The organism is Pseudomonas mangrovi, assembly GCF_003052585.1.
Classification (GTDB): Bacteria; Pseudomonadota; Gammaproteobacteria; order Pseudomonadales; family Pseudomonadaceae; genus Aquipseudomonas; species Aquipseudomonas mangrovi.
In genome coordinates, this window is record NZ_QASN01000017.1 from 416,988 (window position 1) to 428,226 (window position 11,239).

The 11,239-nt window shown below is 67.3% G+C and carries 10 protein-coding genes; 5 read left to right on the plus strand and 5 right to left on the minus strand.

Annotated features, from left to right (window positions below; genetic code table 11):
* Positions 1 to 11 precede the first annotated feature (11 nt).
* Both DBO85_RS10895 and DBO85_RS10900 read right to left on the minus strand, forming a co-directional pair.
* Positions 12 to 1,133, minus strand: coding sequence for a Re/Si-specific NAD(P)(+) transhydrogenase subunit alpha (locus DBO85_RS10895; protein WP_108107280.1), 1,122 nt, complete (start codon positions 1,131 to 1,133; stop codon positions 12 to 14).
* Between the two features lie 383 nt (positions 1,134 to 1,516).
* Entirely contained in the window at positions 1,517 to 2,428 is a 912-nt protein-coding gene (locus DBO85_RS10900; RefSeq protein WP_108107281.1) for a LysR family transcriptional regulator, read from the minus strand.
* Between the two features lie 157 nt (positions 2,429 to 2,585).
* On the opposite strand from DBO85_RS10900, the gene DBO85_RS10905 reads away from it, so the two are divergent.
* Together DBO85_RS10905 and DBO85_RS10910 are read left to right on the plus strand one after the other, a co-directional pair.
* Complete coding sequence (locus tag DBO85_RS10905) at positions 2,586 to 3,767, plus strand: acyl-CoA dehydrogenase (RefSeq protein WP_108107282.1); 1,182 nt, start codon at positions 2,586 to 2,588, stop codon at positions 3,765 to 3,767.
* Positions 3,768 to 3,985: 218 nt separating this feature from the next.
* On the plus strand, positions 3,986 to 5,206 hold the full coding sequence (locus tag DBO85_RS10910; RefSeq protein WP_108107283.1) for a CaiB/BaiF CoA transferase family protein: 1,221 nt from the start codon (positions 3,986 to 3,988) through the stop codon (positions 5,204 to 5,206).
* A 29-nt stretch (positions 5,207 to 5,235) separates the two neighbouring features.
* Here the strand turns inward: DBO85_RS10910 and DBO85_RS10915 are convergent, their stop codons facing one another.
* Entirely contained in the window at positions 5,236 to 5,772 is a 537-nt protein-coding gene (locus DBO85_RS10915) for a DUF4142 domain-containing protein (RefSeq protein ID WP_108107284.1), read from the minus strand.
* 260 nt (positions 5,773 to 6,032) lie between these two features.
* Between DBO85_RS10915 and DBO85_RS10920 the strand changes: the two genes are divergently transcribed.
* Positions 6,033 to 6,524, plus strand: a complete 492-nt coding sequence (locus tag DBO85_RS10920; RefSeq protein WP_108107285.1) for a CinA family protein — start codon at positions 6,033 to 6,035, stop codon at positions 6,522 to 6,524.
* Here DBO85_RS10920 and DBO85_RS10925 read toward each other — a convergent pair whose 3' ends face one another.
* Both DBO85_RS10925 and DBO85_RS10930 read right to left on the minus strand, forming a co-directional pair.
* Entirely contained in the window at positions 6,525 to 8,489 is a 1,965-nt protein-coding gene (locus DBO85_RS10925; protein WP_108107286.1) for an AAA family ATPase, read from the minus strand.
* A 239-nt stretch (positions 8,490 to 8,728) separates the two neighbouring features.
* On the minus strand, positions 8,729 to 9,046 hold the full coding sequence (locus DBO85_RS10930; protein WP_108107287.1) for an I78 family peptidase inhibitor: 318 nt from the start codon (positions 9,044 to 9,046) through the stop codon (positions 8,729 to 8,731).
* A 387-nt stretch (positions 9,047 to 9,433) separates the two neighbouring features.
* Between DBO85_RS10930 and DBO85_RS10935 the strand changes: the two genes are divergently transcribed.
* Together DBO85_RS10935 and DBO85_RS10940 are read left to right on the plus strand one after the other, a co-directional pair.
* On the plus strand, positions 9,434 to 10,621 hold the full coding sequence (locus tag DBO85_RS10935; RefSeq protein ID WP_108107288.1) for an NnrS family protein: 1,188 nt from the start codon (positions 9,434 to 9,436) through the stop codon (positions 10,619 to 10,621).
* A gap of 9 nt (positions 10,622 to 10,630) precedes the next feature.
* Positions 10,631 to 11,068 (plus strand): hypothetical protein, encoded by a 438-nt coding sequence (locus DBO85_RS10940; protein WP_108107289.1) that lies wholly within the window; start codon positions 10,631 to 10,633, stop codon positions 11,066 to 11,068.
* Positions 11,069 to 11,239 lie beyond the last annotated feature (171 nt).

Consider the following 11,239-nt stretch of genomic DNA (forward strand, 5'->3'; position numbering starts at 1 on the left):
CGCGTCTCCCCTTAGCCGTTGCTGCGGACGACCTGGCCGTCGCGGCACATCAGGCACGCGGCGACGATGTCGTCTTCGAGGTTGAGGTGGAACTTGCCTTCGCTGTCGATGACCAGCTTGAGGAAGTCGAGCAGGTTGCGCGCGTAGAGCGCCGAGGCGTCAGCCGGCACCATGGCCGCCAGGTTGCTGTGGCCGACGATGGTCACGCCGTGCTTGACCACGACCTGATCGGCCTCGGTCAGCGGGCAGTTGCCACCCTGGGCAGCCGCCAGGTCGATGATCACCGAGCCCGGCTTCATCTCTTCCACGGTGGCCGCGTGCAGCAGGGTCGGCGCCTTGCGGCCGGGGATCAGCGCGGTGGTGATGACGATGTCGGCCTGCTTGGCGCGCTCGTGTACGGCACCGGCCTGGCGCTGCATCCAGGAGGCAGGCATGGGGCGGGCGTAGCCGCCGACGCCTTCGGCGCATTCGCGCTCCTCGTCGGTCTCGAAGGGCACGTCGACGAACTTGGCGCCGAGCGATTCGATCTGCTCCTTCACCGCCGGACGCACGTCCGAGGCCTCGATCACCGCACCCAGGCGCTTGGCCGTGGCAATGGCCTGCAGACCCGCGACACCGGCGCCGAGGATCAGCACGCGGGCGGCCTTAACGGTACCGGCGGCGGTCATCAGCATCGGCATGAAGCGCGGGTAGTGGTTGGCTGCGAGCATCACGGCCTTGTAGCCGGCGATGTTGGCCTGCGAGCTGAGCACGTCGAGGCTCTGCGCGCGCGAGGTACGCGGCGCGGCTTCCAGGGCGAAGGCGGTGATGCCGCGTGCCGCCACGCGCGCAATGGTCTCGTTGCAGAACGGGTTGAGCATGCCGACCAGGACCGCACCGGGCTTCATCAGCGCCAGCTCGGCATCGCTGGGTGCGACCACCTTGAGCACCAGATCGGCAGCAAACGCGGTGGCGGCGTCGCCAATGGCGGCTCCGACCACTTCGTAGACATGATCCGGCAGGCTGGCAGTGACGCCGGCCCCGCTCTGAACGGTTACCTGATGGCCGTGGGCGATCAGCTTCTTGATTGTCTCGGGCGTCGCGGCTACCCGCGTTTCGCCTGCATGGGTCTCGAGAGGAACACCAATGTGCACTGCAAATCTCCTGCGTGATCGTTTTAATCAACCAGCGCACTGCGGATGGCGCCCTGGGGTGGCTGATCAGCACATGCCCGCCTTCGACCAAAGTAGGGGGTCGGGGTCAGCGGGCGCGGCATTTTGCAGACGAAGCGGCGGCGCTTCAAGTCGTGATGGAGTGCGCACACACTTTCACTACAAAACCTGCGAGCCGCTGCAAACCTGCCAGACCCGCCCGAGGCGCCGCGGCCAGCGTGGTTGCGCACGCAAATCCAGGGCCGCAGCGGTCCTCGCCTGATCTTCGAGCTGAATGTCCGCTCATCAGAAAAATGCGGGGATCGGCTAACGCTTTGCAGCGGCCGGGCGTACGGGCGACTTATGTAGCCGGCTAACGACCCTCACTACAGGGGCGAAGTTCCCTGCTCGCGGTAGCGTCGTGCCTGCTGCAGCAACCAGTCGCGCAGGTTGTTGAGGGTGGCCGACTCGGTGCGGCGTTCGGGAATGATCAGGTGGTAGGCACGATCGCTGCGGCAGCTGTGGGGGTTGGCGATACACAGGCGCCCCTCCGCCAGCTCACGCTCGATCAGGAACGGCGGGATCAGCGCCACACCCATTTCGTGCATGGCCGCCTGGGCCAGCATCGAGAACAGCTCGTAGCGCGGCCCGCCCAGATCGCGGGCGACGTCCATGCCGAGCGAGTCGAACCAGTGCCGCCAGGCATAAGGCCGGGTGCTCTGCTGTAGCAGCGGCAGCTCGGCAAGCTCCGCGGGCTGCAGCTGCCTGCGCCCCGCCAGCAACGCCGGGCTACACACCGGCACCGCCTGCTCGTGCATGAGAAAATGCGCCTGGGTACCCGACCAGTCGCCGTCGCCGAAGTAGATGGCGGCGTCGAACTCGGTGTCGGCGAACAAGAACGGCCGGGTGCGGTTGGTCAGGTTGACGGTGATCTGTGGGTGCAGGGTCTGGAAGTCCTTCAGGCGCGGCAGCAGCCACTGGGTGGCGAAGGTCGGCACCACCGCCAGCTCGATGCTGCTGGCGCCCTGCTGGCCCATCACCGCCAGGGTGTCGCGCTCCACCGCATCGAGCTGGGCGGCCATGCGCCGGGCGTAGGAGAGGCCCGAGTCGGTCAGGGTCACGCCGCGGCGTGTTCGGCGAAACAGCGCCACGCCGAGGAAGCTTTCCAGTGCGGCAATCTGCCGGCAGACCGCGCCCTGGGTCAGCGCCAGCTCTTCGGCGGCGCGGGTGAAGCTCTGATGGCGGGCGGCGGCCTCGAAAGCCACCAGCGCGGCGGTGCTGGGGATCTTGCGGCGCATCTATGCGGATCGCTCATTTGAGATTGGGAATTTGTGCGCTGCAGGCTATCTCGGAGTGAGTGTTTTGCACAATGAGGTGCGAAATCCTCGTTTGCGCCCGCCGCCTATCCTTCCTAGGATCAATCCCACTTCAGTACCCGCGCAGAGGATTCACCGCATGGCCGACAAGGCTCAGTTCAACTGGATCGACCCGCTTCTGCTGGACGCCCAGCTCACCGAGGAAGAGCGCATGGTGCGTGACAGCGCCGCACAGTTCGCCGCCGACAAGCTGGCGCCGCGGGTGCAGATGGCCTTTCGCAACGAGCAGACCGACCCGGCGATCTTCCGCGAAATGGGCGCCACCGGCCTGCTTGGCGCGACCATCCCGGTCGAGTACGGCGGTAGCGGCCTGAACTATGTCTGCTACGGCCTGATCGCCCGCGAGGTCGAGCGCATCGACTCCGGCTACCGCTCGATGATGAGCGTGCAGTCGTCGCTGGTGATGGTGCCGATCAACGAGTTCGGCAACGAGCAGACCAAGCGCAAGTACCTGCCCAAGCTGGCCAGCGGCGAATACATCGGCTGCTTCGGCCTGACCGAGCCGGACCACGGCTCCGACCCCGGCTCGATGATCACCCGGGCGAAGAAGGTCGACGGCGGCTACCGCCTGACCGGCGCCAAGATGTGGATCACCAACAGCCCGATCGCCGATGTCTTCGTGGTCTGGGCCAAGGACGACGAAGGCTCGATTCGCGGCTTCGTGCTGGAAAAGGGCTGGGAAGGCCTGTCCGCCCCGGCGATCCACGGCAAGGTTGGCCTGCGCGCCTCGATCACCGGCGAGATCGTCATGGACAACGTGTTCTGCCCCGAGGAAAACGCCTTCCCCGACGTGCGCGGCCTCAAGGGTCCGTTCACCTGCCTCAACTCTGCCCGCTACGGCATCAGCTGGGGCGCGCTGGGCGCCGCCGAGTTCTGCTGGCACACCGCGCGCCAGTACACCTTGGACCGCAAGCAGTTCGGCCGCCCGCTGGCCGCCAACCAGCTGATCCAGAAGAAGCTCGCCGACATGCAGACCGAGATCACCCTGGCCCTGCAGGGCTGCCTGCGCCTGGGGCGGATGAAGGACGAAGGCAGCGCGGCGGTGGAGATCACCTCGATCATGAAGCGCAACAGCTGCGGCAAGGCGCTGGACATCGCGCGCATGGCCCGCGACATGCTCGGCGGCAACGGCATCAGCGACGAGTACGGCGTGGCCCGCCACCTGGTCAACCTCGAGGTGGTCAACACCTACGAGGGTACCCACGACGTGCATGCGCTGATCCTCGGCCGCGCCCAGACCGGCATCCAGGCGTTCTTCTGACGGGATCGGGATGCCCGCCGGCGGCGGCTCGCTCGACGTAGGTTGGGCCGCAAGGCCCAACGTGAGTAGGTACCTGGCGACCTAGAGCGCCGGGTTTCGGCGGGGTGGTGGCTGGACGGGACATCGCCTGTTGGGCTTCGCTTTGCTCTGCCCAACCTACGCCGGATTGCTGCGTAGACTGGGCCGCCAGACCCGGCTGCTCATCTACAGGAGGTTTTATGGCAGCGCTTTGCGGAGTGCGGGTTCTGGATCTGTCGCGGGTGCTGGCCGGGCCCTGGGCCGGTCAGACGCTGGCCGACCTCGGCGCCGAGGTGATCAAGATCGAGCGCCCCGGCGTGGGTGACGACACCCGTGGCTGGGGACCGCCCTTCGTCGCCGACGAGCAGGGCCAGCCGAGCGCCGAGTCGGCCTACTTCCAATGCGCCAATCGCAACAAGCAGTCGTTGACCCTGGACCTTGCGCATCCCGAAGGCCAGCGCATCCTGAGCGAGCTGGCGCTGCAGTCCGACGTGCTGATCGAGAACTTCAAGGTCGGTGGCATGGCCGCCTACGGGCTCGACTATCCGAGCCTGAGCGTCCTCAACCCGCGGCTGATCTACTGCTCGATCACCGGCTTCGGCCAGACCGGGCCCTATGCCCACAAACCTGGCTACGACTTCATGATCCAGGGTCTGGGCGGCCTGATGAGCCTGACCGGGCGTGCCGACGACGAGCCCGGCGCCGGGCCGATGAAGGTCGGCGTGGCGCTTACCGACATTCTCACCGGGCTCTACGCCAGCGTTGCCATCCTCGCCGCGCTGCAGCAGCGCGAACGCAGCGGCGCGGGCCAGTACATCGATCTGGCGCTGCTCGATGTACAGGTGGCGGCCCTGGCCAACCAGGCCTCGGCCTATCTGGTCTCCGGTCAGCTGCCTGTGCGTCGCGGCAACGCCCATCCGAGCATCGTGCCCTATCAGGACTTTCCCACCGCGGACGGCGAGCTGTTGCTGACGGTGGGCAATGACCTGCAGTTCCGCCGCTTCTGCGCGGTGGTCGGGCGCCCGGAATGGGCCGAGGATCCGCGCTTTGCCAGCAATGCCGCGCGGGTGGCGCATCGGGTCGAACTGGTGGCGTTGATTCGTCAGCGGACGGTGTTCCGCACGACCGCGGACTGGATGGCTGAGCTGGAGGCGGCCGGGGTGCCGTGCGGGCCAGTCAACGACCTGGCGCAGGTATTCGCCGATCCGCAGGTGCAGGCTCGGGGGTTGCGCGTCGAACTGCCACACGGGCTGGGTGGGTCGCTGGCGCAGGTGGCGAGTCCGCTGCGTCTCAGCGCTTCGCCGGTGGACTACCGGAATGCCGCGCCACTGCTCGGCGCCGACAGCGAAGCCGTGCTGCGGCGCCTGCTCGGGCTGGACGATGCGGCGCTACAGGTGCTGCGCCGCGACGGCGTGATCTAGGCGATCACGCCGGGTAACGCCAGGCGCTATCAGTTCTTCTCGGCAGCATCACCGCCGTGCTTGGCCGCCAGCTGGCGGGCCATTTCCAGGTGTTCGCGCAAGGTCGGCAGCTGTTCGGCCGCGTAGGCCTTGAGGTCGGCGTCGGCGAGTTCCTTGGACGCGCTCTCATACAATTCGACCGACTTCTCATGTGCAACCACCTGGTTGTTCGCATAGGCCTCGTCAAAAGACTCGCCGCTGCGCAGTTGCAGGATCAGCGCTTTGGCCTTGGCCATCAGGGTCGCCTCATCGGCTAGCTCGATATCTTCCTTTCCGGAAGCGGTTTGAGCCAATTGCTGGTTGGCGGCGCTGTGGTCATCGAGCATGCGCTGAGCAAAGTTCTTGACGTCCTGGGATGTCGCTTTGGTCAGGGCCAGTGTGGCGTTGTGCACCTCGGCAATGCCCATGGCGGACGCGTCGTTGACGAAGTCCTCGGCATCCATGCCGTCGGCCATGGCAAAGCTGCTGGCGGCGGCGAAGCAGAAAGCGACCAGGCCGGTTCGGATGGAAGGCATCAGGTTGTTCATAGGGGCACCTCAATAGGCAGAAATGGGGGTAGTGAACGTGCCGCAACGGCTGCGCGACCTCGGAGTTTGTGACCGGGCCCCTCGGCAGGGGTTCAGCGCTGTCCGCCAGCGGTAGGGAACGCTGCGCCGACGCCGGTGCTCCAAACGCACCAGGGAACCTCGGGAAAAGTACTGCGCTCGGCCTGGCGTCGTTGCAATGAGCCAGACCTTTGCTCGCTAGCTTTTTCACAGGTTCCCCCTGCAGTCATGGGGGAGATGCGATGGAAGTGGTGGGCAGAGTCGTCGAATACCTGAAACAGCACCGGCTGCGCCTGAGCACGGCGGAGTCCTGCACGGCGGGAACCATCATCGCGCTGCTGTCGGATGTGGAAGGCAGTGGCGCCTGCCTGGAAGCCGGCTACGTGGTCTACTCGCCGCAGGCCAAGCAGCAGGTGCTGGGGGTGACCGACGAGTGCCTGCAGCGCTACAACCTGACCAGCGAGGAAGTGGCTCGCTGCATGGCACTCGGCGCGTTGCAGCGCAGCCGCTCTTCAGTCGCCGTGGCGACCACCGGCGTCGCCGGACCGGAACCGATGGACGGCATTGCGCCGGGCACCGTGTGCTTTGCCTGGGCCTACGAGAGGCGGGGAGAGCCGCGGCTGTTCAGCGCCACCGAGCATTTCCCCGGTGGGCGCAGCGAGGTGCGGCAGGCCGCGGCGCTGCACGCGCTGGCACAGCTGCCGCATTATCACGCGCGCCTCGCACAGGACTGATCAGGCGAAGCCCGGGCCTTCGTCGCGCTCGCGCGGCTCGGTCTGCACGGCTACCGCCGCGTCGACTTCGAAGCTGGAGGCGGCGACCCGCTCCAGATGCGTCCGACCTTCGCGCAGGCTGGCCTCGGACAAGCCGTCCGGCCCGAGCAGCGCGGCCACGGCTTCGCGCACGGCCTCGCCGGAGACGGTTTCCTGCTCCAGCAGTTGCGCGGTGATGTCGTCCAGCGCCGGACGCAGGCGTTGCAGCAGGTTCATGCATTCGCGATCCAGCTCGCGCAGCAGGGCGTCGGCGGCGTTCAGGCTGTCACGCGGGTCGCACTCGATGCCGGCGTCACGGATCGCCTGCAGGCTCAGCAGCGAGCCGCCCGGGCCCATGCCCAATGCACCGACCATCGACAGTGCCAGGCGGCTGGCTTCCTGCAGATCCTGGGCGGCGCCGGACGAGGTTTCGTGGAAGTGCAGCAGCTCGGCGCAGCGTCCGGCGAGGAGCATGCGGATGCGCGCGCGCAGCTCGGATTCCAGATGCAGGCGCTTGTCTTCCACCGGGGTCACCAGGGTCACGCCGAGGGCCTGGCCGCGCGGCAGGATGGTGACCTTCTCGACCCGGCCGACCTTGAGTGCGGCAGCGACCAGCGCGTGACCAGCCTCGTGCACCGCGACCCGGGTGCGGTCGCTGGCCGACGCCGGCGCTGCGCCTTCGGGCTGCTCGCCGATGCGGTTGGTTTCCAGTGCATCGACGAAATGCGCCATCGCGACTTCAGTGGCACCGGCGCGGGCGGCGAGCAGCGCGGCCTGGTTGGCGATCGAGGCGATGGCTGCCGGGCTGAGACCGACGCTGTTGCGCGCCAGCGAGGGAATGTCCAGCTCGCTGGCACAGTGCAGCTTGGCCGAGTACAGCTGGAACAGCGCCTCGCGATCGGCCAGGCCGGGCAGGCCGACGTCGATGCGGCGGTCGAAGCGACCTTCGCGCAGCAGCGCCGGGTCGAGGGAGTCGGGGAAGTTGGTCGCGCCGAGCAGCAGCACGCCCTGGCCCCCGGCGAAGCCGTCCAGCTCGGTGAGGAACTGATTGATGATGCGGTTGCTCTCGGCGTCGCTGGAGCGGGTCTGCTCGCTGCGCTTGCCGATGCCGTCGATCTCGTCGATGAAGATGATGCACGGTGCCTTGCGCCGGGCGCTGCGGAACAGTGCCTTGACCTTCTGGATGCCGACGCCGAAATACATCGAGGAGAAATCGCTGCCGGTGACCTGGATGAAGCTGGCGCCGCACTCGGTGGCCAGGGCCTTGGCCAGCTGGGTCTTGCCGGTGCCGGGCGCGCCGGTCAGCAGTACGCCCTTGGGCGGCCGGGCGCCGAGGCGCGAGTAACGCTGCGGGTCACGCAGGCAGGCACTGATGTCCATCAATGCCTGCTTGGCTTCATGGGCGCCGACCACGTCGGCAAAACCGATGCCGGTGCCCTTCTGCTGGGCGCGGTAGGGCCGCAGCTGCAGGCCGAGGTAGCCCAGCGCCAGCAGGCCGACCAGCAGGAAGGGCCAGAGCTTGAATGCCGCCTCGTACCAGGGCGCCTCGCCGTCGGTATCCACCAGCAGCAGGGGAAAGAGCGTGCCCTCGCGGCCGGCGTACTGCTGCATCAGCATGTCGCCGATTCGCCCCGACTGGTCGGCGAGCCAGTAGTGACGACCGTCGTGGCTGCTGACGAAGACGGCCTCGTCGCTCAGCGCGGCGCTGGCAATGGCGTCGTTGCGCAGATCGGCGAGCAGGGTCGAGAGGTCCTGGCGGTTGTCCAGCCAGGGCTGGCGCGAGTCTTTCAGGGCCATGAGCATGGTCTGCGCCGGCTCGCTGGCGGGAACGGCAGGCATGCTGCTGCGATGCTGCCACCAGAGTACGGCGGCGGTCAGGCACAGGAGCATGGCGAGGCTGAACAGCACGGCGACGAGGCGTGCTTTGGAGGAGGCTGGCTTGGACATCTGGCTACCGGGTGCGAACGGTGAAAAATCCACCCCGGAGGGTGGGACTGCTTTCACGGAAGGCAAGGCGCGGGCGCCCCACTTCCGTCGCCGTCCTGTGTTGGCGATCAGGACGCTAACAGTCCTTTCGGCACAAGAGAACGTCCCTGCAGGCGGGACGGGATGAACGGCGGCACCGTCAGTCGGTTTTTTCCAGATGCAACGGAACTAGAGGGCTCGGTGGGCGTCGCTGCTGGCTATCAGCCACAGGACAGACGGTAGACGCGACCCTGTTCATCGAGATCGACGTTCAGGCGCTGAGAGTCGTAATCCATCGTCATCATGTCGTCCGGTTTGAGCATTCGGGCACGCTGTGCGCCGCTGCGCTGGCGCGCCTGATCGAGCAATTCCTGGGAGCCCGGCTTGCCGATCAGGTCGGCCAGCGGCTCGGTACTGCAGCGCTCGGGGATGGCGGCGCTGGCGTGCGCCGGTTGCTCGCTCGGCGCGGGGCTGCTGGCGCAGCCGGCGAGCAGGGCGGTGCCGAGAATGGCGCTGAAAAAGATACGGCGCGAATGCATGGCTGTCCTCCGTCGGGAAAAGAACGCACCTTAACAGCTCACGCGCCGGTCTACAGCGAAGGGCCGCACAGCATGTGTCGGGTTTTTCGGCGAAGCCCTGGGAAAATTCGCCAGACCAGGCGGATCTGGTGGCGATCGCGACGATCTGCCGTTTCCCGTGCGATGCTGGCGGCAGCAGATCAGGTGCCGCGCTGGAGTCCTGCCTGTGGTCAAGCTGCCCGGCGCGCGCTGCGCTTTTCCGGCACAGGTCGCCAGGAAGAGCTGGGTGATTCCCCTGAAACGGAGTCGGACAATTCCGAGCAATTTGATCAGGCGCAAGGGAAAACCGCCCCGCCACGGCCATGATCAATCCAGCAACTTCAAGAACTCCAGACCAGGGAGCCTGCCGTGCAAGTCATTGATCGCCGCAAAGCCATGAGCATCCCGCCGCTGTTGCGGCTGGGTTTTCGTCCGTTCTTTCTCGCCGGTGCGCTTTTCGCCGCGATCGCCGTACCGCTGTGGATACTCGCGTTGCAGGGGGTGACCGGCTGGCAGCCCAGCGGCGGCTGGCTGGCCTGGCATCGCCACGAGCTGGTGTTCGGCTTCGGCCTGGCGATCATTGCCGGCTTCCTCCTCACCGCCGTGCAGACCTGGACCGGCCTGCCGGGGCTCTCCGGCAAGCCGCTGGCGGCGCTGGCGCTGCTCTGGCTGGGCGCCCGGGCGGGCTGGCTGGCCGGCACGCCGGCATTGCCGCTACTGGTGCTGGAGCTGATCTTTCCAGTGGTGGTGGCGCTGGTCATGGCGCGCATGCTGTTCGCGGTGCGGCAGAAGAAGAACTACCCGGTGGTGGCGGTGCTGATTCTGCTGGCGCTGGCGGACGGCCTGAGCATGCTGGGCCTGCTGCGCGGCGACGATGGCCTGCAGCGTCAGGGTGTACTGGCTGGCGTCTGGCTGATCGCGGCGATGCTCGGGCTGATCGGCGGCCGGGTCATTCCCTTTTTTACCCAGCGCGGCGTCGGTCGGGTCGAGGCCTTCGCGCCCATCGTCTGGCTCGACCGGGCGCTGCTGATCGGCGCGCCGCTGGTGGCCATCCTCTACGCGGCTGGCCTGGGGCTGACAGCGTCGCTGCCGGTCGGCGTGCTCTTCGCCCTGCTCGGTATTGGCCACCTTGTGCGGCTGGCGCGCTGGCAGGACAAGCGCCTGTGGCGGGTACCGCTGCTCTGGTCGTTGCACCTGGCCTATGCCTGGCTGGCAGTCGCCTGCCTGGGCATGGCGGCGTGGAATTTCGGCTGGGTCGCCAGCCCAAGCCCCGCTACCCACGCGCTGAATGTCGGTGCCATGGGCGGGCTGATCCTGGCGATGATCGCGCGGGTCAGCCTGGGCCACACCGGCCGGCCGCTGCAGCCGCCGAGGGCGATGATCGCGGCCTTCATCCTGCTGCAGCTGGGGACGCTGGCGCGGGTGCTGCTGGTGGAGTTCTGGCCTGTCGGCAGCCTGCACCTGGCGGCCACCTGCTGGGCTATCGCCTTCGGCCTGTTCGTCATCTTCTACGCGCCGATGCTCTGCCGCACTCGTGCGGACGGGCATCCCGGCTGAGGAGCCCGCATGAGCTACGCGATCCTGTTGATCCTGCACCTGGCGGCGGCGGTCGCCTTCATCGGCACCCTGTTCTATCAGGTGGTGATCTGGCGGGCGGCGACCAGCGAGCTAGCGGAGTCGTCACTGCAGGAGGTCAGTGCGCGCCTCAGTGCGGTGACGCGCAAGGTCCTGCACTGGGTGGTGCTGGTGCTCTACGGCGCCGGCATCGGTCTGGCCTGGCACTATCGCGGGGTACTCGCCGATCCGTTCGGCAGTCCCTTCGCCACGCTGTTGACGCTGAAGATCCTGCTGGCGTTGAGCATCGTCGGCCATTACCTGGCGATCGCCGTGCTGCTGCGCCGCGGCCGACTGACGGTGCGGCGCAACCGCCTGCTGCACCTGGCAGTGCTGCTGCAGATGCTGCTGATCATCGTGCTGGCCAAGGGCATGTTTCACTTCTCCTAGTGAGCCAGCGCTGCGTGGGGTGGACGACGCTTCACCCGTCCACCATTTCCGCGTGCCGGTGGACAAGAACGGCGTTGTCCACCCTACGTCAGCGCCGCGGGCGCCATGCCGGCTTTCGTTCCGCCTCCGCCCGTAGGGTGGACGACGCTTCACCCGTCCACCATTTCCGCG